This window comes from Neorhizobium tomejilense (genome assembly GCF_964254135.1).
GTDB classification, from domain to species: Bacteria; Pseudomonadota; Alphaproteobacteria; order Rhizobiales; family Rhizobiaceae; genus Neorhizobium; species Neorhizobium tomejilense.
Genome location: NZ_CAXUSO020000002.1, coordinates 1,023,577 through 1,049,774 on the forward strand (window position 1 = coordinate 1,023,577; position 26,198 = coordinate 1,049,774).

A 26,198-nucleotide genomic window follows, 5' to 3' on the forward strand; every position below is an offset into this window, starting at 1 on the left:
GCCCCAACCTCCCCAAATGAGATCATCGTGAATGTTGCCTTAGCGAATTCTGGCGCCAGCCTTGATCAAGCCGTCGAGCAACAGCTTTCCACCGCCTGTGCTGAGCAATGGATAGCCCGTGCCGCGAAACGCGGTTATGGAGAACCCGTTTTCAACCTTATCAAGCCGTTCCACATACTGATGTGCAGCCTCCAAATTGCCCGTGTGAGCGTGGCTGGAAGCGAGATAGCGCAACAGGCTATTGAAGTTCGGCCGGGAATGCAGTGCATCCTCGCCTGCGGCTATTGCCGCCACGTGGTCTCCCGCCAGCCCGGCGCTGATGCATTTCGTCGTATCGAAGTAATATTTATGAGGGCTGTAGACGCCGAGTTCCTGAACCCACCGCGCCATTGCACTGGCCTTCTCCGGCTGCCCCGCATAGCAGTGCAGCATGGCATAGAGGTCCCAACCCAGCGGCAAGGCCGGGTTCAGACGGATCGACTTCTCGAACAGACCGGCTGCGTAATCGTATTCCCGGAATAGGAAAGAATGCACATGCCCGACCAGCGCCAGCGAGACGGAGTTGTTGGGATCGAGTTCGAGAGCCTTTCGCGCATAGGCCTGGGCCTCTTCGATCACATGCGCATCCAGCGCGCTAAAGCGCTGGCCGACCTGGAATGTGCGGATGAAGGACAACCAGGCGAAGGCAGACGCTCGCGGCTGATATTGAATCTGCTCCTGCAACCGCTTTTCCGCTTTTTCGAGATCGCCTCTCGAAAGCCGGAAGATCGCGTTGACCGCATCGACGAAGAGACCATCACGGGTCAGGCGACCGTCGCCGGCGCTCAACTCCTGAAACAGCGACAACTGGTCGACCGCTTGGCTGATCAGAGCCGCGGCGACCCCGTATTCGGACCGCTCCATCTGGGTGCGCCCGATCATACGGCTGCCAAGCCATATGATCCGGTTGTCGAGCAGATGCTTGATCGCCAGCTCCACCAGCACCTGACTGCCATCGAACGTCAGCCGCAGTTGAAGGCACAGCGGAAGGCCCATCTTTCGATCCGGTTGCCCAAGATGCGGGTCGAAGGAGAGATCGGTGATGCCGAGCCCCAATCCGTCGAAGATCGCCTTGGCGAGCAGGTTCTGAAACTGCAATGCCGCGATCTGCCCCCCATCTCCGGCGCCGAGGACGATCGGCGGCTGGAGAGCGATGGTCCACTGAATATTGTCCGGCGACGGCGGCTTGTCCGGATCATGGCCCGCAGCTGCCGAGGGGATATTGGTCGGGCGCTGGTCAGGCAGGCCTGTCAAAGGCAAGAGTGCTGACAGCGTGCTGACGTCGCGGCGAGGTTGCTGCCGAGGTTCGAACACATCATCGACGCGCCCTTCTTCGATGCGTCGGTACCAGTTCTGTCTCTCGACCGTCAGCCAGTCCTCGAATTCAGGATCGCGGATATCCATGCCTTCGAGCAGTTCGTCGGTGATCTGATCGACCAGGCGCTCGCTGCGCAGCATCTCCTCGGTGTCGAGCGTGATGCGGTCCATGTCCAGCCACACGGTGTTCTTGTCGGCGATGATCAGATCTCGAGACGAACCCAGGGCTTTATGAATATCGAGCAGGGCCTGCCTCAGGCTGGCAGCCGCCTGATCCTCGGACCGGTCGCTCCACAACTTGTCTCTCAGCCAGACCCGCGAGCGGGATCCCCGCGCAGACAGAGCAAGCATCGCAAGAATTGCCTGGGCCTTCTGGGACCGGGGTGTGGCAGATTTCCCTTTGCTGTCGACGAGACTGAACGGGCCAAGCAGGTACATCCGGAACACTGCATGTTTTGCATCCATGCGATCCATTGGCCCAACTCGTATTGTGCCCCTCTCGATCATCTCATCGAACCTGGGCTGCCCGTCCAGCAGACAGTCTGACACAAAAGCGGCCCTTGACAAGAGCGCCACTGGCGCACCTGCGATTCGGCAACGCATGTCAGCGTTGTGGCCATCGACGAACTGAAGCATAAAAAGCATCCTTGGAAACCGCAAACCTGCCCTAGCGCGCCGCTGTCAAAGCAGCGTCAAAACAGCGTTAAAAGCGGGGCTCCACGCGCTGCATCAAAACGGTGTCTGGCATTTCTCGCTTGCGGATCACTGGGTTGACCCGAGACGTCGGGCTTTGCGAGAGCCCGCGACGGACACCGATCCATGAATTCGACTGAGACGAATGCAGTTTTATATTACCACCATGCTTGCAAGGGCAGCCGGCGGATGCGGCCATGAGGAGAGAATGACCGATACCGGATCGTCGGCGTGAAGCCGTGAACAAAAAAGCCCGCGCCAGTCTCCCGGCGCGAGCTTTTGTCCAGTTTTGACGATCAGGCAGCGCGAACCAGCTGTTCGGCCTGACGCAGCGCCGAGATGACGCGGTTCTGGCCGCGCACGAGCTGGGTCCTGGCGAAACCAAGCTTTTCGGGGCCGAGCTTGTCGAGGTCGGCGGCCGTCGAGATGGCGGGCAGTTCCGGGATCGGCAAAGCCGGGTCGTGGCGGAAGCGCTGCTCGCGGGTGTAGTTGAGCGGTACCAGGATGCGGGCGAGCCTCTGGATCACGTGGTTGGCGCTCTTCTCTTCGATCTTGCCGCTGTCGATCCCGGCGTAGAATGCGGAAAGGGCTGCGGCCAAGGACTCGACCGCCTTGCGGCTCGGCGAAAGGTCGAAGCGGTCGCCGGCCTTCTTCTGGTAGGTATCGACCGTGTGGATGAACTCTCGTGCCGTCGCGCGCCAGTCGAAGGGCAGGATTTTTGCATTGGCATTGCGCAGCACGGCGAGCAGATAGACCTTGATGTCGCGCAACATGATGTCCTTGTCGGCGATCTCGAGCGTATCGTTTTCGGTGTGCCAGGCGATGTTGGCGCCGCAGCCGCCGACCGTGTAGTAGCCCTTCTCCTCGCGATCCCGCTCGGTCATGGTCGAGGACAACATCAGGTAGCTCGAAAGGCCGATGTTGTTGAAGGAATAGTCGCCGGCGCGGTGCGGGCGTTCGGCTTCGGCCTTCTTGCCGGCCACTTCCTCGATAACGTCGGAAAGGAAGGCTTCCGTCTCAGTCATCATGCAGAGGTTGATGAATTCCGTCGCCCAGCGGCAGCCGGGGCTGTCGCAATTGACCGAGGCGACGCAGTTTTCGTCGAGGTCGAGCGCGAAATTGTCGGAGAACCAGGTGGAGCCGGCATAACGGCCGGTCGAATGGCCGGGCCACCAGCAAATCCGGATCGAGCGCTTAAGCTTGTCGCGGTTGGCCCACAGAACGCGGGCGATTTCGAGAAGTGTCGCGTCGCCGGTCGCATTGTCGCCGACACCGACATCCCAGCTGTCGAGGTGGCCGTGGAGGAAGACGTATTTGTCCGGCTCCTCGGTGCCCTTGATGAACACTTCCGGCAGCTTCGACTTGAACCAGCCCTCTTCCATGTCCGCAAAAATGGTGACCTCCGTGCCGGTCCTGGCAAGCTCGATCAGCGCATCGCCGCTCTCGCGGTTGACGGCAACGGCCGGGATCGACGGCTTGCGCGGCAGGTCGTCGAGATCGGGCGTGCCCCAGACGGTGGTGCAGGTGCCCCAGTGAATATCGACGCCGGGGTTGATGGCGATGACGCCGACGGCGCCGAGTTCGGTGAACTGCGAAACGAGACCCGGATTGGCGAAACCTTCCGAGAGAACCACCTTGCCGCGGACCCGGGCGGCGAGTTCGCCGGTGCCGTCGACGGTCTTCTCGAACATGGTCGAGATCGCCTTCGGCTGCAGGCTGGCAATATAGACGATCTCGCCCTTCACGCCCTTCGATGCATCCAGCGAGTAGGACGGCGGCTTGGCGCGGAACGTTTGCCCGCCAGCTTCGACGCGTGCGAGGCCGGGTAAGCTGAGGAAAAGGTCGGCCTCGTGCATCTTGACCTCGACGCCGTGCTTGGCGAGCCGCGCGGCGACCTCGTCCATGGCGCGGTTCACATCGGTCGGATGCTCGCGCTTGTAGGTCGCAAAGCTCTCCACCAGAGCCCAGGGTTCATCCAGCGTCACCGCTCCCAGAACGGCGGATTCGATCTCATTCATATCCGGTACTCCCCAATTTGTTTTATCTAGCGAAACTCTGTTTCACAAAACTTGAAAACGCTAACAGAGGTTGGGGGACCCCGCAAGCGGCTTCGAGGGGCTAGAAATCGCACTGACGAAAACGGGCGCCGAAGCGCCCGTCGATTTCCGGATAGGTAGAGATAGACTCGGTCCGGCCTCAAGCCCTTGATTTCACGAGGCCGTTTTCGCCGGGGCCGTGGATCGAAAGGCGCTCGGAAATTTCCGCAGCGGCGTCGAGGGCGGCCTTCAAATGGCTTTCGCGCCGCTCCTCGTCGAAACGGGCGACCGCGCCGGCAACCGAGATCGAGGCGATGATCGTGCCGTCGGCGCCGGTGATCGGTGCGGCGACGGAAAAGGCGCCCTCGTCGAGATCGTTGAGGACGATATTGTAGCCGTTGGCGCGGATACGTTCGAGGGCCTGGCGCAGTTTCGCCCGGTCGGTGATCGTGTAGGGCGTGAAGGCTTCGAGCGGCTGGGAGAGCGCCGCATCGATGACCGAGGGATCCGCGTAAGCCAGCAGCAGCAGCGAGCCGCCACCCGCATGCAGCGGGCCGTTGCGTCCCGCCTGGGCAAAAAGCCGGATCGAATGGCGGCCGGCGCGGGTCGCCAGAACGTAGGTCTTCAGGCCTTCGCGCACGACAAGGTTGACGTTCTCGGATGTCTGGTCGCGGAGCGCATCCATGACCGGCCGGGCGGCGTAAAGCAGGGCGCCGTCCTTGCCAAGGCGCTCGCCGAGCACGCCGATGCGGTAGCCGAGCGAGAATTCGGCACGCTCCGGATCGCGCGATACGAAGCCGCGCTCCTCCAGCGTGTGCAGCAGACGGAAGACCAGCGATTTGGTCATCCCCAGCGATTTTGCAAGCGACGTCACGCCCTGATCCGGGCGGTCGGCAAGGGCTTCGAGAAGGGCAAGCGCCCGGTCCACCGCCGCGATCTTGTAGTCTTTTGGTTCGGTCATCGGATGGTCTCCTCCGGCATCTGATTTGGATTGCTTGAAGCTTCTTGCAATCTTCTTGGAATGTGTTTTACTCGCCATCAATGCGAAACGATGTTTCACACAATAAAACATTGAGAGCCGGGTTGCAAACCTTTCGAAGGCGCTCGTGAATTTATTCTGTGGATTGAGTGTCGGCATTGAACGCGCGGGAAACGTGTTCGAAGGCCGATTTCGGATTTGCGATGCGGAGGGAGAAAAACCCTTTGCCAACAAAGAGAATAGTCAAGCTATTCAGAGGAGAACGATCATGAAGTCCGTTTTGAGAAGTGCATTTGCAGCTTTTGTGGTGACGGCCATCGCTCTGCCCGCCTGGGCCGGCGATCCGATCCGCAAGATCACCATCCTGTCCCGTCCGCAGGCCGGCCAGCAGGCGGAATTCCAGTCCGTCCAGCTGATTGCTCAGGAATGGCGCAAGCTCGGCCTCGATGTCGAAGTCCGGGCGATCCCTTGGGAACAGATGTCCGACGAAGTCTGGTACAAGCGCGACCAGTGGGACTCGACTGCCTGGCAGATGGTCGGCCGTCCTGAGCGCTCCGATCCGGACGAGCTCATCTTCAACCTCTTTCATTCTTCTACCGCCAAGGATGGCTACAACTTCGCGGGCTACCTGAACAAGGATTACGACGCGACCGCCGAAGCCCAGCGCGGCGAGATCGATCCGGCCAAGCGCAAGGCGCTGGTCTTCAAGGCGCAGGAGATCCTCTCCAAGGATCAGCCCTACATGATGCTCGTGCATCCGAAGTCGACCTTCGCTTTCGACAAGACGGTCTGGAAGACGGAATCGGTCGTCAACCAGAGCGGCATCGGCATCCGCAACACCTGGACCTTCCTCGGTGTCGAGCCCGCGGGTGCGAAGAAGGACCTGATCATCAACTCGTCCGACAATATCAAGGCGATCAACCCGCTCTATATCTCGGGCAGCGTCGATAGCTGGATCACCGAACTCGTCTGGGACCGCCTGCTGCGCGTCGGCCCGGATGGCCTGCCGAAAGCGTGGGCCGCCGAGAGCTTCACCTGGAAGGATGGCACCACGGTCGACGTGAAGCTGAAGTCCGGCATGAAGTGGCATGACGGCAAGCCGGTAACCCCTGATGACGTCAAGTTCTCGTTCGAAGCGGCGGTCGGCGGCGAAGCCCCGATGTACAAGCCTTTCGCCACGAACATCGACTCGATCACCACGAATGGCGACGTCATCACCTTCAAGCTGAAGAAGCCCGCCGCTTCCTTCGTTACCTCCAGCCTTGCCAAGGTCAACCTGATCCCGAAGCACATCTGGGAGCCGATCCTGAAGGATCTCGCCGCCAAGCCGGAGACTGCCGAAAGCTATCAGGAACAGATGCCGATCGGCTCCGGCCCGTTTAAGTTCACCAGCTGGGCGAAAAACGAATCCGTCACGCTTGCAGCCAACAAGGATCACTTCGCGGCGCCGAAAGTCGATCGCTGGATCCTGCGTATCGTACCGAATGCGGAAGCGGCGCTCGGCATGCTGCGCTCGGGCGAAATCAACTTCATGGGCGAGTTCACCGGCGATCCGCAGGTGCTCATCGATGCCGCCAAGAAGGACGGCGACCTGGAAGTGGTTTCCACGGTCGACATGGGCTTCCGCTACATCGCCTTCAACGAACGCCGTCCGCCCTTCAACGACCCGGCCTTCCGTCGCGCGCTCTCCGAAGCGGTCGACCGCCAGCTGATCGTCAAGGCCGCCTATCGCGGTTTCGCGGTGGCCTCGAACTCCATCGTCTCCCCGGCGCTCGAGTACTGGCATGATAAGTCGGTCGTCGACAGTTTCAAGGCCGGACAGGCCGTTGCGGCCAAGACCCTGAAGGATGCCGGCTATACGCTGGAAGGTGGCAAGCTTCACTATCCGGGCGACACCAAGGAAACCGTCGCGGCCAAATAATCTTCACGGAGGCGGTGGGTCCTCCCAGGCGCCGCCTCCCTTTTTTGCCTGACGCTTGACATCGGCAGCCTCGCCTTGTCCTCCCGAAGGGGCGCCGAGCCAAGAGAAGGAATATTTTCAGATGAAGAATTTCAAGGCTGTGGGCGGCAGGTTGCTGCAGCTCGCTCTTGTTCTATGGGCGGTGGTGACCATCCTGTTTCTGATGTTCCGGCTGATGCCGGGCAATCCGATGGCCGCTTATATCGACCCGACCTTTACGCTCGAACAGCAGCAGCAGCTGATGGCCCAGTTCGGCCTCGACAAGCCGCTCTGGCACCAGTACCTGATTTATCTCGGCAACCTTCTGCAGGGCGAGCTCGGCCAGAGTTTTCGCTACCGCGAGCCGGTTGGCCAGCGCATCTGGACCCTGTTGCCGAACACGCTGATCCTGACATTCTCCTCGCTGATCGTCGCTTATGTCTTCGGCATCCTCGCCGGCGCCTATCTTGCCTGGCGCCGCGGAAGTTGGGTGGAGCAGGCGGCCATTCCGCTGGTGCTCACCACCCGCGCCATGCCCGAATTCTGGCTCGGCATGGTGATGCTGGCGATCTTCTCGTTTTCGCTCGGCTGGCTGCCGGCGGGCGGCACGCGCGCTCCCGGCAACGAATATTCCGGCTTTCTCGACCTCTATACCTCGCGCGACTTCCTCGCGCATCTGGCACTGCCGGCGGCGACGCTGGCAATCTACAGCCAAGGCCTGCCGCTTCTGCTGATGCGCTCCAACATGCTCGACGTGATGAAGGAGGACTTCGTCACCATGGCCCGCATCAAGGGGCTGTCGAACTGGACCGTGGTGGTACGCCATGCGGCCCGTAACGCGCTGCTGCCGGTGATGACATCGTTCGCGATCGCCGTCGGGTACCAGCTGCAGGGCAATGTCGTGGTGGAATCGGTGTTCTCCTGGCCAGGCCTCGGCCGCGAACTGGTGAATGCGGTTGCCGCTTCCGACTATCCGCTGGCGCAGGGCGCCTTCCTGATGATCGCGCTCGTGGTGATCTTCATGAACTTAGCTGCCGATCTGCTCTATGCATTCCTCGATCCAAGGATTTCCCATGCCTGAGATCGCCGCACCCGCCATCATCAAGCCGAGACGCCCCAATATCCTTGCCCGGATGTTTCGCGCGCTGAGGCTGCCGATGAACGACCCGTTCGCGGTGGCCGGTCTCCTCATCTATCTGGTGTTCATCGTCGTCGCGGTGTTTGCCGACCAGATCGCGACGCATGATCCGACCGAAATCCTCTACACGCCAGCCTACGATCTCGCGGCGGACCTCCGGCCGGGGCAGGATGGTTTCATCATGGGAACCACCAGCCTCGGCCGGGATATCTTCTCGCAGCTCGTTTACGGCAGCCGCTCGGCGCTGCTGATCGGCATCACTGCGGCCTTCATGGTGGCGCTGATCGGCTCGGTCATCGGCCTCGTCGCCGGCTATTTCGGCCGCTGGGTGGATGCCATCCTGATGCGGCTTGCCGATATCGCCTTCGGCATTCCCTTCCTACCCTTCGTCATCGTGCTCGCCGCCTTCCTGAAGCCGTCGATCTGGAACGTGGTGATCGCCATGGCGCTGGTCCTGTGGCGCGATACGGCCCGCGTCATCCGCAGCCAGGTGCTGACGCTTCGCACCCGCGGTTATGTCGAGGCGGCGCGGGTGGCGGGGTCTTCCGACTTCAAGATCATCCTGCGCCATATCGCGCCGAACATCCTGCCGCTTTCCTTCCTCTACGGATCGATCGCGATCGGCTGGGCGATCCTGACCGAAGCATCGATCAGCTTCCTCGGTTTCGGGGACCCCAACTCGATCAGCTGGGGCTATATGCTGCAGGATGCTTTTGCGAGCCAGGCGCTCGCCAAACAGGCCTTCTATTGGTTCGTGCCGCCGGGCATCTGCATCATCCTCGTCGTCAGCGCGGGCTTCTTCATCACCCGCGGTTATGAAAACATCCTCTTCCCGAAGTTGAGCCGATGAGCGAACCTCTTCTTTCCGTCAGAGATCTTCGGGTCAGTTATCAGGTGGGGCGCAATTTCGTCCATGCTGTGGACGGCGCAAGCTTCGACATTCCGCGCGGCTCGATCACCGGCCTGGTCGGCGAATCCGGCTGCGGCAAGACGACCGTTGCCCGGGCACTGACGCGGGTGATTGCCGAGAACGCTGCGATCACCGGTGGCCAGATCCTGTTCGACGGCAAGGATCTGGCCAAGATCCCCGAAAAGGATATGAACGCACTGCGGTGGCGCGACATCGCCTTCATTCCCCAGAGCGCCATGAACTCGCTCGATCCGGTCTATACGGTCGAATACCAGCTCGACGAAGTGCTGCGCCGCCGCGGCGGCCTGGGCCGAAAACAGTCCCGTGCCCGTTCCGAGGAACTGTTCGAGATGGTTGGCATCGATGCCAACCGCTTGGCCGACTATCCGCATCAGTTCTCCGGCGGCATGCGCCAGCGCGTCGCGATTGCCCTGGCGCTCGCGCTCGATCCGAAGCTGATCATCGCCGACGAGCCGGTGACGGCGCTCGACGTCATCGTGCAGCGGCAGATCCTCGACCAGCTCAAGGAATTACAGACGCGGCTCGGCGTTTCGGTCATTCTCGTCACCCACGATATCTCGGTCGTCGCCTATATCTGCGACCGCACCGTCGTCATGTATGCCGGCAAGGTGGCCGAATCCGGCACCATGCAGGCGGCGCTGACAGCGCCGTCGCATCCCTACACGATGGGCCTGCGCAACGCCTTTCCGGATCTGCAGGGAGCTGCCTCCGGCATCCTGACGCCGATCGAAGGCGCGCCGCCGAACCTCGCCTCTCCGCCGGCCGGTTGTCGGTTCAAGCCGCGCTGTCCTTTCGCGCTCGACATCTGCGGCACCGAGCCGCCGGTCATTGATGTCGCGCCGGATCACCCGGTGCTCTGCCACCGCGCCAACGAGAGCGCTGCCCTGCGCATCGAAGCCGCCAAGACGGAGACATGGATGGCCCCGGCATGAACCCCGCCACCGAAAAAAACGTCAAGAAACCGGATGTCCTGGTCTCGGTCTTCGATGCCAAGTTGCATTATGCCGTCGGCGGTGCGTTCGCGGCGATGCGCGGCAAATCGACGGTGGTGAAAGCTGTCGATGGCGTCAGCTTCGACATCCGGCGCGGCGAAAGCGTCGGCCTGCTGGGCGAATCCGGCTGCGGCAAGACCTCGATGGGCCGGCTGCTGCTGAAGCTCGAGGAAAAGACCGGTGGCACGATCCATTTCGACGGCGAGGAAATTGGCGCCGTGCGCGGCAACGGGTTGAAGAAATTCCGCTCCAAGGCGCAACTGATCTTCCAGAACCCGTTCGATGCGATCAATCCACGCTTCACCATCCGCCAGACGCTGGCCGAGCCGCTGGAAAATGCCGACATTCCCAAACGCGAACGCGAGGGGCGGATCATCACGGCGCTGGAACTGGTCAAGCTGCCGGAGCCTGCGCAGTTCCTCGATCGTTATCCGCATCACCTGTCCGGCGGACAGTTGCAGCGCGTCGTCATGGCGCGGGCGCTGATCCTGCAGCCGGAATTCGTGGTCGCCGACGAGCCGGTCTCGATGCTCGACGTCTCGGTGCGCGCCGGCGTGCTCAATGTCTTCCGCGACGTCCGCGACCGGCTGGGCCTCACCGCCATCTATATCAGCCACGATCTGGCGCTGGTGCGTTACGTCTGCGAGCGGACGATCGTCATGTATCTCGGCCGGATCATGGAGGACGGGCCGACCGAGGATATCGTCCGCGAACCGCTGCATCCCTACACAAAGGCGCTGGTCGCCGCGGTGCCGGTGCCGAATCCCGACCAGAGCCACGAGCCACTGCCGATCGGCCGCGGCGCGCCGGACCCGCGCAATCCACCCTCCGGCTGCGTTTTTCGCGACCGCTGTCCGGCGGCCCATGCACGCTGTGCATCCGAAATACCTCTGCCGAAGCCGGTCGGCACCCGCACCGTCGCCTGCCACCTGTACTGATTGGAGTTGTTGATGCTTGCCGCTTCCTACACACGCACCGGTCCCGCCGCGGAGGTTCTCTCCGTGGCTGAGATGGCTGCACCGGTCGCCGGTCCCGGCGAGGTGCTGGTGCGCGTGCATGCGTCCGGCATCAACCCGGCCGACGTAAAACGCCGGGGCGGTTGGCGCGGCATGGGCATGGATCACCCGTTGATCATCCCGCATACGGATGGTGCCGGCGAAATCATCGGTGTCGGCGCGGGCGTTGATCCGGCGCGCATCGGCGAACGGGTCTGGATGTGGAATGCCCAAGGCGGATATGGCGAAGCGGGCCGCGCTTTCGGCACCGCCGCCGAATTTATCGCAATCGCCTCCCATCAGGCGGTGAAACTTGCCGATAGCCTGAGTTTCGCAGACGGCGCCAATCTTGGCGTGCCGGCAATGACCGCCTATCGCGCCGTCTTTGCCGATGGCCCGGTGAATGGCCAGACGATCTTCGTCAACGGTGCTGCCGGTGCGGTCGGGCATTTCGCGGTGCAGATGGCGGTTGCCGGCGGCGCGCGGGTGATCGGTACGGTCAGCACGCCGGAAGCTGCGGCGCACGTGAGGCTGGCCGGTGCTTTTGCGACGATCGACCGCAAGCGCGAAGACGTCTCGGCCCGCATCCTCGAACTGACCGAAGGACAGGGCGTCGATCGTATCGTCGAGGTCGATTTCGGAGCAAACCTGAAGCTCGATGCCGCCGCGCTGAAACGCAACGGTACGGTCGCCTCCTATTCATCGAGCAGCAATCCGGCGCCGGTGCTTCCCTATTACGCCTTTGCAGCCAAGGGCGCCAACCTTCGCTTCATCCAGGGTTTTCTGATCCCGGAGGATCAGCGGCTGGCGGGTGAAAGGATGATCGCCGAGCTTGCCGATGCCGGCAGGCTCAAGGTCGCCATCGGTGCGACGTTCCCGCTTCACGATATCGCCAAGGCTCATGAGCGCGTCGAGCACGGCGGCCTCGGCAATGTCGTCGTTCTGATCGGAGGTGCCTAGTGAGCACCCGGTCGATCCATTCCACAGCATCCAACGAGGATTCCAAGATGTACAATCCCAAGGAAAGCGAAAGCACGCCCGCCAGAGCGGTAAAACCGGAAGGGTCCTTCTGTGATCCCGTCTCGCTCGAAATCATCCGTGGCGCGATCGCTGCCGCCCAGTCGGAAATGGAAGCGCTGCTCGAGCGCACCGCGATCTCCGCGTTTATCCGCGAGAAAAAAGATTTTTACACCGCGCTCTTCGATGGCGACGGCGTGATGGCGGTCGGGTCTATGGTGCCGGTGTTCGGCGACATGACCGGCCCGGTGTTCGACAAGTTCCCAGCCGATACGATGAAGCCCGGCGATCTCTACTGGTACAATGACTGCTACGGTTCGCGCGGCGCGGTTTCTCACTCCAACGACCAGGTTCTGCTAGCGCCGGTCTTCAAGGACGGCAAGCGCTGCGCCTTCGTGATGAGCTGGGCGCATTTCGCCGATATCGGCGGCATGCATCCGGGCTCGATCAGCCCGGCCGCCACCGACATCTATCAGGAAGGCATCATCATCCCGGTCACCAAGCTGATGGACCAAGGTGTCACCAACGAGGCGACGCTGTCGATCTTCCACCGAAATTCCCGTTTCCCCGAACAGAGCATCGGCGACATGCGGGCGCTAATGGCGAGCGTCGATGTGGGCGTCAAGCGCATCGGCGAGATCCTAGATCGCTTCGGCTCCGATATTGTGGAAGATGCGCTGGCGCAGCTGCTCACCCGCACACGCAAGCTGGTGCGCTCCAAGCTGGCCGAGACCTTCGAATACGGCACGCATAAATTCACCGATGCGATCGACAGCGACGGCCATGGCAATGGTCCGTTCAAGATGCGCCTCTCGCTGACTCGCGAGAAGCTGGCGAATGGCGAGGACAAGTTCACCTTCGATGCGACCGAATCCGACGATCAGGCGCCAGGCCCTGTCAATTTCCTGATGAACCGCGGCGTGCCGGGCATGGCGCTGGGTCTCTTCTATCTCGGCGGCGATCCGGGCCAGGTGTGCAATGCCGGCGGCCCGCAGGCGCTGGATGCGGTGAACCTGCGCCAGGGCTCCTTCCTGCAGCCAAATTTCCCGGCGGCACTCGGTATGCGTGGCCTGACCATGATGCGTGTGCTGTCGGCTCTCAACGGCCTCGTCAACACGGCGGGCGGCAAGGCGCCTGCCTCCAACTCGGCCTATGTCATCACCATCATGCGTGGCAACTACAAGGATGACGCGGGTGAACTGAAGCGCTTCCTGCTCGCTGACGGCATCGGCGTCGGTTACGGCGCGCGGCCGGATTCGGATGGCATCGACGCGGTTTATTTCGTGGCGCAGGAGAACTACCCGGTCGAGTTCCTGGAAGTCGGGTATCCGGTGCGCCTGCGCACCTACGGCATCGTCAAGGACTCCGGCGGCGCCGGCAAGTTCCGCGGCGGCTGCGGCATCATCCGCGAATACGAAATCCTCGCGGAAGACATGATGCTTGCGGTGCGCATCGACAGCGTCAAGAACCCGCCCTGGGGCATCAATGGCGGCATGGGCGGCGGCACCGGCCGCGTCACCATCAATCCTGGTCGGCCGGACCAGCGCATGGTTCCGCCGCTTTCGGACGGCAACAGGCTGGTCAAGGGCGACGTGCTGCGCATGGAGACCGGCGGGGGCGGAGGTTTTGGCCATCCGTTCGACCGTAATCTCGATGCCATTCTCGAAGACGTGCTCGGCGGCTTCGTCAGCGCCGAGGCCGCCGAACGCCTCTATGGCGTCGTCGTGAAGGGCACCAAGGTTGACCACGCGTCTACGGCCACACTGCGCGCCAACCGTCCCGCTACCCGTGCATTCCATCGTCAGGAGTATGTCGATGTCGTCGCCTGAGAGCTTTATCGATACGTCCCTTTCCGTTGCCGTCGATATCGGCGGCACCTTCACCGACGTTGCCCTTCTCGACCGGGCCACCGGCAAGGTCTGGCGAGCGAAGACGCCGAGCGTGCCCTCCGATCCCTCGGAAGCGTTCCTCAACGGTATCCGCCTGGCGCTGACCGATGCCGGCCGCGAGGCCTCCTCGCTCGGCCAGGTCCTGCACGGCACGACCGTCGCGACCAACATGATCTTGGAAGACAAGGGCGCCCGCACGGCGCTGGTCACTACCAAGGGTTTTCGCCATGTGCTGAACATTGGCCGCCAGGACATTCCCCGCAAGGCGAACCTTTACACCTGGGTGAAGCCGGAGCGGCCGGTGCCGGCATCGCGCATCGTCGAGATCAATGAGCGTATTGCTGCCGGCGGTGCGGTTCTCGATGCGCTGGGCGAGGACAGCGTGCGGATTGCGGCCGAAGCGATCCGTGGCATGGACGTCGAGGCGGTGGCCATCTGCCTGCTGCATGCGTTTGCCAACCCGGTGCATGAAAAACGCGCGGCGGAGATCCTTCGCGCAGAACTGCCGCATCTTGCCGTCACCACCTCGACCGACGTTCTGCCTGTGGTGCGCGAATTCGAACGCACGCTGACGACCGTGCTCAACGCCACCGTCATGCCCGGCGTCACCACCTATGTCGGACGCCTCGAAAAGCGGCTTGAGGACGAGAAGGTCGCAGCCCCGCTGCTGCTGATGCAGTCGAATGGCGGCGTCGCCGGCGCGGCCACCATCCGCCAGGCTCCGGCGCTGACGGCGCTGTCCGGTCCCGCCGCCGGGGTGGTCGGTGCACGCTCGGTTGCCGCCGCCTGCGGCATCAAGGATATCATCACCGTCGATATCGGCGGCACCAGCGCCGATATCTGCCTGATCAAGGACGGCAAGATCGGGCTCACGCAACACGGCAAGGTCGGCGAATGGCCTCTGCCGCTGCCGATGGTCGACATGGTGACGATCGGTGCGGGAGGCGGCTCGATCGCCAAGGTGGCGGATAGCACGCTGACCGTCGGTCCGCAGAGCGCCGGCGCCCGTCCAGGCCCGGCCGCCTATGGCCATGGTGGGGAGAACCCGACGGTGACCGACGCGCATGTCGTGCTCGGCCACCTGCCGGCCCGTCTCCTCGGCGGTCGCATGGCGCTGGATGTCGAAGCTGCCCGCAAGGCGGTCGACGGCAAGGTCGCGAACCCGCTCGGTCTTTCGACGGCGACGGCCGCCCGCGGTATTCTGGCGATCGTCGACAACCACATGGTCGGCGCGGTGCGCGTCGTCTCGGTCGAACGCGGCCACGATCCGCGCGACTTCACGCTGGTGCCGTTCGGTGGCGCCGGTCCCTTACATGGCTGCGCGCTTGCCGAACTGCTCGGCATTTCCCGCGTCATGATCGCGCCGGCTCCCGGCATTCTCTGCGCCGACGGACTGCTCGCCGCCGACCTCAAGGCCGAGTTCAGCCGCACGTTGCCGAAAGCCGGTGCCGTAGATGTGGCGATCGCCAACGGCATTATCGCTGAACTCAAGGCCCAGGCATCCGCCTGGTTCGACACCGAAGGCGTGGCCGAAAAGGATCGCCGCATCGCGACCGTGGCGCTGCTGCGCTATCACGGCCAAGGCGGTGAGCTTGCCGTTACCTGGGGTGAGACCCGCGAGGCTGTCGAAACCGCCTTCGCCGCCGAACACAAGGCGCTCTACGGTTTTGCGCTGGAAGCAGCGATCGAGCTGGTGACCTTGCGGGTCGAAGCTGCCGGCATCACGGTGGAACCACCGCCGGCCGTTCTTGAGAAGGGTTCCGACGTCACCCCGGTCGACCATGTGCCGGTGCATTTCGAAAGCGGCGTGACGAGCGTTCCGGTCGTCGACCGTTCGACGCTCGGTGCGGGCGCCACCATCCAGGGCCCGATGATCCTCACCCAACTCGACACGACGACATTGGTCGCACCCGGCTGGACCGGCACGGTTCACGGTTCCGGTGCCCTCCTTCTGACAGCCAAGCAGGATGCATGAGATGACTGAGCAAAAGAGCGATCTGGAGCGCGTCTTCGCGCATATCGAGGAAAACCGCGAAAGCTTCATCGAGCGGGTGATGGACTATGTCCGCCATCCCTCGATCAGCGCCCAGAACAAGGGCATCGCGGAAGTGGCGGCCATCCTCGTCGACATGCTGAACGGCATGGGCATGGAGGCGGTCACCATCCCGACCAAGAACCATCCGATGGTGCTCGGCCGCATGGAAAACCAGCCGGGCAAGCCGACTGTCCTGCTTTATGGCCACTACGACGTGCAGCCGCCGGAGCCCTACGAACTCTGGGACAGCCCGCCCTTCGAGCCGACGATCCGCAACGGGCGCATCTATGCGCGCGGCATCGGCGACAACAAGGGCCAGCATTTCGCCCAGCTGATGGCGCTGGAATCGCATCTGAAGGTGACGGGCGAACTGCCCTGCAACGTCATCTTCCTGCTGGAAGGCGAAGAAGAGATCGGCAGCCCGCATATCGCCGAGTTCGTCGCCGAGCACGCCGACAAGCTGGACGCCGATCTGGTGGTCACCTCAGACGGCCCGCTGCATGAATCCGACACGCCAATCATCACCTTTGGCGTACGCGGTGTCGCATCCTTCGAGCTGCGCGCGAAGACCGCCAATCGCGATGCCCATTCCGGCAATTTCGGCGGTGTGATGCCGAACGCGATCTGGAAGCTGGTGCATCTGCTGGCGACGATGAAGAACGACAAGGGCGAGATCACCATCGACGGTCTCCACGACGTCGTTGTGCCGCCGACCAATATGGAGCGCGAGGCCGTCAGCAAGCTGCCGCTCGATCTCGATGCGATCAAGGCCGATCTCGGCATCAAGGAACTCGACGCTCCGCTCGACCGCGGTTATTTCGACCGGCTGATGTTCCACCCGACGCTGACCATCAACGGCCTGCATGGCGGTTACGGCGGGCCGGGCCAGAAGACGGTTCTGCCCTGCGAGGCGTTTGCCAAGTGCGACATCCGCCTAGTCGAAAGCCTGACGCCGGATTACGTGTTCGAGAAGGTGCGGGCGCATGTGGCGGCTCATGCGCCGGACGTGGAGTTCGTACCGCTGAACGCCATGCTGCCGTCGAAAACGCCGATGGACAGCCCGTTCGCACCGGTCATCCAGGACGCCATCTTCACCGCCCGCGGCGTCGAGCCGCTGCTCTACCCGACCGTTGGCGGATCGCTGCCGGATTACGTGTTCACGAAGATCCTGAAGAAGCCGGCGTTCGTCGTGCCTTACGCCAATGCGGATGAGGCGAACCATGCGCCGAATGAAAACCTCAAGCTGGATCTGTTCATTGCCGGCATCAAGACGGGGGCGGCGCTGCTGACGAAGCTCGGTGAGATGAAGCGGTAATGCGAAGAGTCTCTCTGCCTTGGTGCCGAGAGAAATCTTGCCAGGCGCTGAGGCAGAACGGCAGCATTCGCACTCCTCCTCCCGGTGCATGAGGTTTTAGCGAGGCTGCATCGATACGAACCGCACCCAGCCATTCCGCCGCTGCGGCCCGATCGCCTTTCCGATGAAATTCTTCAGGCCCATTGTTAAAATACCATAAGGTTTATTCACGTGGTATTTTCACGGAATATCTCAAAGATAGAGACCACCGCAAAAGCTCCCTCAACCGATGACCCTGTATTTCCGTTTTCGCCAAGCTTTAGTCATACCGCATATCAAGATGGCAATGCTCCGCACCATCGCCATTGCAATTGGAGCGATCGCGATTGCTTGGCTATTAAGCCTGCTTGTTCCCCACCGTCCATTCGGGGTGGAATTGACAGCCGTCGCGTTGATATCGGCGGCCGTTACATTTCCGCTTCAATTGGCGCTTTATCGGCGTAACGAAGCCCTCCGTGATACCCAGGAAGAGCTTCGGCACGCGCTCAGTCGCAACCCGGTCACAGGCACAATGCGCGCCGGCGAATTTGCGAATTCGGTCGAGCATGCGATAGAACGCAGGCGCACAAGCAGCGCCGAAAGCTCCGATGGCGTCTTGCTCATTCTCAAGATTGACGATTTCGATGCAATCGATCGCCGTTACGGCCCACAATGGGCTGATACGCTGCTTCAATCGATGGTCCGGATCGTATATTCTTCCGTGCGCCATAGTGACCTTGTCGCCCGCCTTGCCTCAGACGAACTTGGCATTTATCTGCCTGGCACGACGATGGAAAATGCCAACGACATCTGCGAGCGTATTCGCGTGCAGGTAAAGGAAACCATATTCACAGCCGGACAGGAGCGCCAGATATTGGTGACGGTGCGGCTTGGCGGTACCAGGGTCGAGCACCAAGCCGACTTTCAGGCGCTGCGCGAGGCTGCCATCGCGGAGGAGGAAGCTGGCTCGCCCCTATTCCGGGAGCGGTTCTCTTGAACGGGAAACTCCAGCGTCTGCCGCGCATATCCGGTCTTTGCGATCTTTGAGCGCGTGGATTTTCCTACTTCGCGTCAACCTTTCCCGTTTTCGTGGCCGCGACGCCGGCCGGGCTTAACGCGCCGCAACGCCAGACGCTATAGACCGCTTGGGTGTCCCAGTCGTAATAGAAGGCCGCTCTCAGCCTTCCTTCGTCCATCAGATCTTCAAAGCTGCGGCGCACGGCACGAACCGCCACTTCCCGCTCGCGATCGTCCAGGGGGCAGGAAAGCGCAGTGTTGGCGATGCCCCACTCGGTCACCCAGCACGGCTTGCCCTCCCCTTCGGGCCGGCAAAAGCCGAGAAGTGTCATTACATAACTCGCAAGTCCCGCGTCATCCTTGCGCCCCGGATAGAGATGAATTCCATAGCCATCGACCAGCGCATCGATACCCCGCTCTCGCAGGAGTGAAATGAATTCGCCGGGGTCGAGCCGTTCCATGCCCCGGCTATCGGCCTCGCCGGTGCCGACATCGGACAGCCCGGCCGAAATCAAAAGCGCCTCGCGGCTATGGACCGTCGCCTGCAACTCCTCCCGCGTGATGCGAACTGCACCGACATAGGCGTCGAGCCCGCGCCCGAAGGCCGTGCGGTCTGCGACTTCCGAAACGTTGCGCGGCGTCCGTCGCCCGGGCTTCTCGTAGACGACGAGGTCGCCGTTATAGGCGCTGTAGTTTATCTCGTTTCCGGGCTCAACGGCGTCGATGCGGATGCCCATGTCGTCGATGCGGCGAAGGGCCGAGCGCAACTGCGACCGGTACAGATCGAGGTCGAGATCCGAAAGCCGCTGAACATCCCAGATACGGCCGAAACCGGTGCGGGGACGCGCGCCCGGGGGATAATAATCCTTGTTCCCGAGCTGGATCTCAAGAAGGACTTTCAGCCCCAACCGGTCCGCGATCTCGAGCGCATCGATGCTCTTGTCCACCGGCCTCGACAGCGAAAGCCGGACATGGGTGATGCCACTCGCCGCGATTTCCTTCAGTATACGCTCCTGGTCGGCGCGAGAAAGCCAGGCGAGGTTGACCCGGTTGACGCCGATGCGGTCGGTAGCCACATCGCGCGCGTCCGCCGGCGGCACTTGGGCAAACGCCCAGAGCACCGCCAGCGCACAGGCAAGGATCGCGCGCACCTGCACCGCCACCGTCATCCGCTCAAAGTCCGATCTGCCCCAGAGCACTGCGGAAATTCGCCTCGCAAGCGGAATAGCGGTCGATCACGGCCTGCGTGTCGATCTTGCCGAGGAAGTTGGCGAGATAGGCGCGCTTATCCGTCTCCCTGTTCCAGGTGGAGGCTTCGATATAAGGAAAGCCGATGAATTCCAGCATTTCCCGCATGCGGTCATCGACGGCGATCATCAGGGCGGGCGTGCCGGCCTGCATGCCGATGATGCAGCCATGGAAGCGGCGGCCAAAGCAGAGATCGCGCTCGGACATCGCCCCGCGCCACTGGTTCGTGTCGAAGTAGACCAGCAACTCGTATTTCCGCTGCCATTTCTCCGAATGCTTGTATTCCGTGCCCCCGGTGATGCGCGCACTCGACCGGTCATAGGCGATGTCAGTGTCGCCGCCGGTCAGGGAAAGGTTGTAGGCAACAAGTTCGTCCTGGACGACATAGCTTGCGACGCTGTCGGGCTTGAGCAGCGCGTGGGCGTCGACGATCGTATCGGCAACGCTGCCAAGATAACCGCCGAAGGCGATCTTCTGGGCTTCCGCCAGCGCCGGGTTGGCGAGCGCGGTCAGCGAACGTTTCATGTCGCTTGGCGAGAAATAGAGGGACGGGCAGCCCGTCGGCTTGACGAACTTCATCCCCTGCTCCCTGAGGAATTCGGCGGTGAAGTAACCGCGCGTGAGGAAGAAACTCTCCTTGTTCCGCAACACGTCCAGGAACTTGAGCGTACCGGCCGGCAGTTGATCCTTGAGGCCCTCCTTGCGCTGGATGCCGATGCCCATCACCACGATCGGCATCGTCAGCTTCGCAAAGATTTCCGCCTCGAGATCGGCGGAATAGCCGGGGCGCAGCAGATTGGCGGAGGCGAAGACGCATAGATCGAACTCGCGGTTCACCTGCTCGAAAATCTCGTTCGACTCCCGATTGTTGGCCAGGTGCCAGAACGGCAGATAGGTGACGTTATGGCCGCGCAGGCTCTCGGCCGCTCCCTCGCCAATCAGGTAGTTGCCGGTATTGGCGATCTTCCTGACCTGCGCGATCAAATCCTTTTTTGTCCTCGTCTCGTCGAAATAGGGCCGATGGATAACGGTCGTACCGGAGACGTCCGCAATCGTTCGCTGCAGATAGGAGGGAATGCCCGTAAGCAAGATACGCATGACTGTCCTCTGAACCGAAGGGTGATGGCCCGCAGGCCCGTGGATAGGGCCTCGCTAGAGACCGATGCCGATTTCGCGAAGCGTGGTGCGGAAGGCGCTCTCGCGATCGGAATACCGGTCGACGAGTTCGCTCGTGTTGAGCTGCGACAGATGGTCGGCCACGAACTCGGCGCGGTTCTCCGCCTTGTCGACCTCCATGATGTCGACAGCCGGCAGGCCAGTGAAGCCCAGCATCTCGCGCATGCGGTCGTCCACCGCCACCATCAGACTGGGCACGGCCGCCTGCATGGCGATGATCGAGCCGTGAAAACGCCGGCCGAAATTGAAATCCATCGACGAGGCCCAGCCGCGCCACTGGTTGTTGTCGAAGAAGGTGCGAACCTCGAACCGCTGCTTCTCCCGCTCAATGCCGGGATAAGTCAGATCGCCGATCATCCGGCCCGACGCGGAATCATAGACACGGCCCTCGTCATTGGGCTCTACCTTCATATCGAAGTGAAGGAACTCGTCCTGCACGACGTATGGCGGTACGGTATCTTGCGGAGCGAGCGCGTTCGCATCCACGATCGCATCCTGATTGCCGCCGAGATAGCCCGAAAAAATGGTCTTCGCCTGGCCGATCTTGACGCTCGGAAGCTTCCTCATCGACCGGCGCATGTTGTCAGGCATGAAATAGACGGAGGGGCAGCCGGTCGGGCGCACGAAGGAGAAGCCCTGATCCTTCAGGAAGCCGGCGGACTCGTAGCCGCGCGTCAGGAAATAATGCTCTCGCTCCTTTAGGACGGCCAGAAGCCGCTTAGTTCCTTCCGGAAGATTGTTTTCCAGGTCCTTGCGGTTCTGCAATCCGATACCCAGCATGACGATCGGCATGTTGAGCCGGCTCAGCACATCCGCCTCGGCATCTGCGGAAAGCCCCTTGCGCAACAGGTTCGCGCAGGTGAAGACGCAGATATCGAAATTGGCGTTGAACTCATCGAACCCGCTGCCGCTCTTGCTCAGATTGTAGAGATGCCAGAACGGAACCTGCTTGGCATGCGGAGCGAGTGCCCGCAGGGCGCCTTCGCCGATGAGGTAGTTCCCGGTATTGCTGATGTTGCTCAGCTCCTGCAGGAACTCCTCTTTCGTTTCCGGCTGCTTCTGCCGCTCTGAATAGGAGACGGACGAACCATGGGCGCCATTGGCAAGGCGCGTGTAGTGACCAGGAATACCCGTCACGAGAATTCGCGGACGCATTCGACTAGACCTTTCTGTTTCAAAGAAGCGGCTCGGCGATCAGCCAGCTGCCGCGACCACGGGATTTGCCGTCGCCTGCTCGCGAAAGATCGCGGCGCGGGACAGTGACGAATTTTTTACGGACCGATCGCTCCAGGCGATGAAATCCGAGAAGGAGGACGTCCAAGACCGGTGCGCGGCGGTTCTGATGCAGCCCTCCATGAGCGGCGCAAGGCGTGCGCGATTGCGCGCGACCTCTTCAATGATGCGTGCCATCTCCCTCACCATCTGAGGATCGGAAGCCGCGTCGATGAGTATGCCGTCCTCGCCGTCGCAAATGAGCTCGTCCACCGCGCCAACCGCGGTCGCGATGGGCACGCAGCCGAGCTGCTGTGCCTCGGCGATCATCAGCGGCGCGCCCTCCCACCGTGACGGCATGAGGAGAACATCGGCCCAGCCGAGCGCCTTGATCAGATCCTTGCTCGCAAAGACCGGCGGACGCACGTCGATACCGAGGTCCTTCAGCCGCTCACTCCAGGAGACCCTGGAATCGGCGAGGATTTCCCCTCCGATGGCCCGGGCGTCGAAGGCGAGGTTGGAGGCCCGCAATTCCGCGAGCACTGCCGCCAGCCTGTCGATGCCCTTCTGCTGGTCAAACCGGCCCATGTAAAGAATCCGCAAGCGGTCATCCTTGCGCTCAATACGCCTGACGGCAAGGACCTCCGCCAAGGCTTTGGGCGGCACCGAGAAGCTCGCGCCGTTCGCAACGGCGAAGACCTTCTCGTGCGGGACACCGTAGCTGTGCAGATAGATCTTGAGCTGTTCGGAGCAGGTCAGGAAGGCATCGTAGCAATGCTCGTGGGCAATCGCTGCAAAGGGCTGGCCGGCGGGCCTCTTGAAGGCCGTGTTGTCCACGACGTGCAGGTAGCAGGCCGTGCGCGTGCCTTCGGAGCGCAGTCGCGCGATAAGGGGATGGACGGCCATCACGTGGTTGTTGATGACCAGGTCGAAGCCGGAAAGCTGCCCCTTGAGCGCCTGCCAGTCGACCGAATGCTCCTCGGCGATGAAGTCCTGTCCTAGGAAAGAACCCGACCCTCCCCAGGCCGGAATGCCCGCCTCCCAGAAATGGATGTAGTCGAAGCTGGAATCGAATTCGTCGATCACGTCCATCCGGGACGTGCCGAGCACGAAGAGGTGGGTTTCGTAACCGGCCGCCTTCAACTCCCGGGCCGCGGCATAAACGACCTTTTCAGCCCCGCCGAACGAGGCGTTCGGCACCAGCAGCGCCACGGTGCGCTTGCCCTCGTTATGCCCGAGCGGCAGGACCGGCGATCCTCCGATCTCCTTGCGCAACGCCTTGTGGAGATCGGTATAGGGTACCAGCCGCGCCGGACGCCAGGTCCACCGCCTGCCCGCCGTCTCGCGGAGGGGGCTTGAGGCAATCGCGTTAAGGCAATTGATCATCACCTGCTGAGGCGTGATGAGGGCGCGGCGCGGGAGGCTTCTTGGAAAAGGGAAGCGCACTTTCAGAATGGCCGATGTCGGCCATACCTGCTGGCTTGCGATCGAGGCGAACCAGTCGACGGCATTGTTCTGGACCACGTCCTGGGCGATCCGGGTCGACAGGAAGACGAGGTCGGCGGGGCCGATTTTTTGTGCGCCCGGACCATGAATGACCGGCTCGATCTTGCGCTGGGAAGCATCGTTGGCGAGCTGGACGAAAACGACATTGCTCACCTCGCTCAGGCGCTCGAGATGAGCAAGCACGTTCGGCAGCATACGCGAGCGCCGCAGAAGGTCGAGCGCCGCGCCGCTTCCAGCGACCAGGAATGGCGGAAAATGTTCGTTGTCCGGCTCGCCGATATTGCCCCAGAAGGCCGGGATGATGTCATCGAGGCGAAGCATCGTCGGTGGCTTGGTGGGATCGGTGAAGAAGGAGATCGCCGTATCTTCCGTCCGCGCAAACAGGTAACGCGGGCAATCCTCATGCTCGAAATCCACCAGCATCGGGCGCTGGAACAACGGCATGTGACGCTTGCGCAGGAAGCTGACCGACGTAGCGCGGTCGCGGTTCGCCTCCTTGAAGCGGCTTTCCGCCCTCAGCCTGTATTCGAAGACGGTGTCGTGGCAGGGCATGCCGACGAAACCGTGCTCGATGCAGGACAGCCAGAATTCCCAATCCTCGAAACCGTTCTGCCGGTCGTCATTGAAGCGGACGCCGTCCTTGAAAACCTCGATCGAGATCATCGATCCCGTATCGCAGATATTGTCGGTGATGCAGTGCACCAGCCGCGAATAGCGATTGCCGTAATGGGCGCGCCAGCTGACCGAAAATGTGTCGATATTCGTGTAAACCCACCCGCAGCCGCTGGAGACGAGCTGCTGGTAAAGCGTCTTGATCGTGCCGGGAAGGATACGGTTGTCGGCATCGAGGAAATAGACGGCCTTCGCCTCGGGAAAGTGCTCGATGACGAAATCGATGGCACGATTGCGTGCGCCGCCCGGGCCGGCGTTCCGGCCGAATATGACATGGACGCAGGGATGGGCCGCGGCGTAGAGCAGCAGCTGATCGAACGTCTCATGGCGCGGATCGCCGTCAACAGAGACAACGATGACAATCCGGCAGTTGCCGGGATTGGAGGCAAGCACCGACTCGATCGCCTCAAGCGCAAGTGCCGCGTGACCGTAGAGAGGCATGGCCACGGCGATCAGGTCGGATGGCTCCCTGTTACCGGACATCGGCGGCCTCCGTAAATTGCTTGACCATCCTGAAGCCGGACACTTTCAGCCAGGAGAAGTCGACCGAATCCGTCACTGCGCGGCTGAGGATCATCAGATCCATCAGGCCGCGTGCCGGCTCGTCCAGCTGGATGTTGATGTTGACGACCTCGCTGGAGCTGACTTCGCGCCATCCGCTGAAGAATGCCGACGGTCTGGCCGTGCCCTTTCGCGCGATCTCGGCCACTTCCGAACGCGCATTCGAATTTGCTGGCGCAAGCAGGAAGCTGACCGCCGCAGGTTTGCCTTCCGGATGGTCGATAAAGGCGCTCACCGAAAAGGATATCGTTCCGGGCTCGATGGCGCCGCTGACCGCGCCGGCCGATATGCCGCTCGGCAACGGGTGGCAGACGATGGCATGCTCGTGCTCGAGGAAGCGCACCGTCTGGAATTCCGGGACGATGGGCGTGACCGAAACGTCGGCGATCTGGCTCAAGGTCGCGACCGCCAGGCGATAGTCGACAGTGTACTGGCCTTCGAGCAGGTTGCTCGGGGCTATCATGTTGGGTGTTCTGGTCGGCTTGACCCCGGGCAACCCCGTGAACACCTTGAACGCCAGCGGGCGCAGGTCGAGATCCGGATGCGGAAGTTCCGAGCGCGCCGAATAACGTTCGCCGGCGATCGGATAGCCGAGCGAAAGGCCGACGGTCTCCGGCCCGGTCGCGGAAATCCGCAGCTTCAACGTACGTGCAGCTCCTCCACAGGCGCGGGGCAACGAGAAGAAATTCCAGTTCGGTACGAGCTGCGCATAGGGGACGGTCCATTCGGCAACCCCTTCGCCGCTCTCGAGATAGCTCAACGCGACGACAAGCTCTCCGCTGATTCTGGGCACCGAGTGAAAGTGAAGGGCAAACCCCGCCACGCCAAGGCTGGATACCGGCAGAAGCTGTTCGATAAAGGCTGCGGCAAGCAGCGGACCGATCCCCTCGTCCTTCGGATCGGCATAGGGATCGTGGGAGAAAATCTCCGAAACCGGCTCCCAGTTTCGCGCCTGGAACGCATCCTCGAGCGCTCGGTAGTTTTCCAGCAGCGTTTCCCGTTCCCTTCGCAGGATCGCAAGCTCCGAGGTGATCGAGGCGCTGTATCGCGCAAGTCGGCCGACGCTACCTTCGGTCAGAGCCTGCAGAAGCGGAAGGCTTTCCGGGCGGTTTGCGGGATCAAGCCGCCGGATGGGAACGGCGGGGATCGTCCCCAATGGTCTAAGCATCGCCAAACCGGCCTGCAGATCCGCCTCGCCCTCGTCCGAATAGGCGACGGCGACCAATGGAAAAGCATTCTGCAATGTCACCGGAGGAAGGCCATCGGCATCGAGGAAAACGACCTGGTGTTCGATATCGCTTCCCTCGAAGCAGGAGCGATCCCGGGCCGATGCCGCGATCAGCTTTCTCGTCACCAGTTGTTTCCCAATGCCGGAAGACGTCAAATTTAGCACGCACCGCCCCTGAAGAATTACCCTGCAACAAAGAACAATATTCCGGATAACCGAATTTTATCAAAGTCATCCTGCGTCTT

The 26,198-nt window shown here is 62.0% G+C and carries 18 protein-coding genes; 10 read left to right on the plus strand and 8 right to left on the minus strand.

The window, feature by feature from the left end:
- Positions 1-39: 39 nt before the first annotated feature.
- The 3 genes from ACSQ3G_RS27580 to ACSQ3G_RS27590 all read right to left on the minus strand — a co-directional run bounded on the left by ACSQ3G_RS27580 (position 40) and on the right by ACSQ3G_RS27590 (position 5,046).
- Entirely contained in the window at positions 40-1,992 is a 1,953-nt protein-coding gene (locus ACSQ3G_RS27580; protein ID WP_436112527.1) for an AfsR/SARP family transcriptional regulator, read from the minus strand.
- Between the two features lie 353 nt (positions 1,993-2,345).
- Positions 2,346-4,067 (minus strand): M28 family peptidase, encoded by a 1,722-nt coding sequence (locus ACSQ3G_RS27585; RefSeq protein WP_436112528.1) that lies wholly within the window; start codon positions 4,065-4,067, stop codon positions 2,346-2,348.
- A 178-nt stretch (positions 4,068-4,245) separates the two neighbouring features.
- Positions 4,246-5,046 (minus strand): IclR family transcriptional regulator, encoded by an 801-nt coding sequence (locus tag ACSQ3G_RS27590; protein WP_046665647.1) that lies wholly within the window; start codon positions 5,044-5,046, stop codon positions 4,246-4,248.
- Positions 5,047-5,332: 286 nt separating this feature from the next.
- Here ACSQ3G_RS27590 and ACSQ3G_RS27595 point away from each other — a divergent pair, with 286 nt between their 5' ends.
- From ACSQ3G_RS27595 to ACSQ3G_RS27640, 10 genes are all read left to right on the plus strand, one after another.
- On the plus strand, positions 5,333-6,985 hold the full coding sequence (locus ACSQ3G_RS27595) for an ABC transporter substrate-binding protein (protein WP_436112529.1): 1,653 nt from the start codon (positions 5,333-5,335) through the stop codon (positions 6,983-6,985).
- A gap of 121 nt (positions 6,986-7,106) precedes the next feature.
- Positions 7,107-8,084, plus strand: coding sequence for an ABC transporter permease (locus ACSQ3G_RS27600; RefSeq protein ID WP_436112530.1), 978 nt, complete (start codon positions 7,107-7,109; stop codon positions 8,082-8,084).
- Entirely contained in the window at positions 8,077-8,991 is a 915-nt protein-coding gene (locus tag ACSQ3G_RS27605; RefSeq protein ID WP_436112531.1) for an ABC transporter permease, read from the plus strand. Before ACSQ3G_RS27600 ends, ACSQ3G_RS27605 begins: the two co-directional genes overlap by 8 nt.
- Entirely contained in the window at positions 8,988-10,004 is a 1,017-nt protein-coding gene (locus ACSQ3G_RS27610) for an ABC transporter ATP-binding protein (protein ID WP_436112532.1), read from the plus strand. Before ACSQ3G_RS27605 ends, ACSQ3G_RS27610 begins: the two co-directional genes overlap by 4 nt.
- Positions 10,005-10,099: 95 nt before the next feature.
- Complete coding sequence (locus ACSQ3G_RS27615) at positions 10,100-11,002, plus strand: ABC transporter ATP-binding protein (protein WP_436113210.1); 903 nt, start codon at positions 10,100-10,102, stop codon at positions 11,000-11,002.
- A 12-nt stretch (positions 11,003-11,014) separates the two neighbouring features.
- Positions 11,015-12,019 (plus strand): NADPH:quinone reductase, encoded by a 1,005-nt coding sequence (locus ACSQ3G_RS27620; protein WP_436112533.1) that lies wholly within the window; start codon positions 11,015-11,017, stop codon positions 12,017-12,019.
- Positions 12,019-13,905, plus strand: a complete 1,887-nt coding sequence (locus ACSQ3G_RS27625; RefSeq protein WP_436112534.1) for a hydantoinase B/oxoprolinase family protein — start codon at positions 12,019-12,021, stop codon at positions 13,903-13,905. The genes ACSQ3G_RS27620 and ACSQ3G_RS27625 overlap by 1 nt, the downstream gene beginning before the upstream one ends.
- A complete protein-coding gene (locus ACSQ3G_RS27630) occupies positions 13,892-15,940 on the plus strand; it encodes a hydantoinase/oxoprolinase family protein (protein ID WP_436112535.1) in 2,049 nt (682 codons plus the stop codon). Before ACSQ3G_RS27625 ends, ACSQ3G_RS27630 begins: the two co-directional genes overlap by 14 nt.
- 1 nt (position 15,941) lies before the next feature.
- A complete protein-coding gene (locus ACSQ3G_RS27635; protein ID WP_436112536.1) occupies positions 15,942-17,315 on the plus strand; it encodes a M20/M25/M40 family metallo-hydrolase in 1,374 nt (457 codons plus the stop codon).
- Between the two features lie 268 nt (positions 17,316-17,583).
- Positions 17,584-18,330: a GGDEF domain-containing protein gene (locus ACSQ3G_RS27640; protein ID WP_436112537.1), complete on the plus strand. Its 747-nt coding sequence runs from the start codon at positions 17,584-17,586 to the stop codon at positions 18,328-18,330.
- A gap of 64 nt (positions 18,331-18,394) precedes the next feature.
- Here ACSQ3G_RS27640 and ACSQ3G_RS27645 read toward each other — a convergent pair whose 3' ends face one another.
- From ACSQ3G_RS27645 to ACSQ3G_RS27665, 5 genes are read right to left on the minus strand one after another with little or no spacing between them, the layout of a single operon-like run.
- Complete coding sequence (locus ACSQ3G_RS27645) at positions 18,395-19,519, minus strand: glycoside hydrolase (protein WP_436112538.1); 1,125 nt, start codon at positions 19,517-19,519, stop codon at positions 18,395-18,397.
- Positions 19,520-19,523: 4 nt separating this feature from the next.
- Entirely contained in the window at positions 19,524-20,696 is a 1,173-nt protein-coding gene (locus tag ACSQ3G_RS27650) for a polysaccharide pyruvyl transferase family protein (protein WP_436112539.1), read from the minus strand.
- 54 nt (positions 20,697-20,750) lie between these two features.
- Positions 20,751-21,929, minus strand: coding sequence for a polysaccharide pyruvyl transferase family protein (locus ACSQ3G_RS27655; RefSeq protein ID WP_105402681.1), 1,179 nt, complete (start codon positions 21,927-21,929; stop codon positions 20,751-20,753).
- 39 nt (positions 21,930-21,968) lie between these two features.
- The gene (locus ACSQ3G_RS27660) at positions 21,969-24,647 is read right to left on the minus strand and encodes a glycosyltransferase (protein WP_436112540.1); all 2,679 of its coding nucleotides are present in this window, start codon (positions 24,645-24,647) and stop codon (positions 21,969-21,971) included.
- Positions 24,637-26,118, minus strand: a complete 1,482-nt coding sequence (locus tag ACSQ3G_RS27665) for a DUF6212 domain-containing protein (protein ID WP_436112541.1) — start codon at positions 26,116-26,118, stop codon at positions 24,637-24,639. Before ACSQ3G_RS27665 ends, ACSQ3G_RS27660 begins: the two co-directional genes overlap by 11 nt.
- Positions 26,119-26,198: the final 80 nt, after the last annotated feature.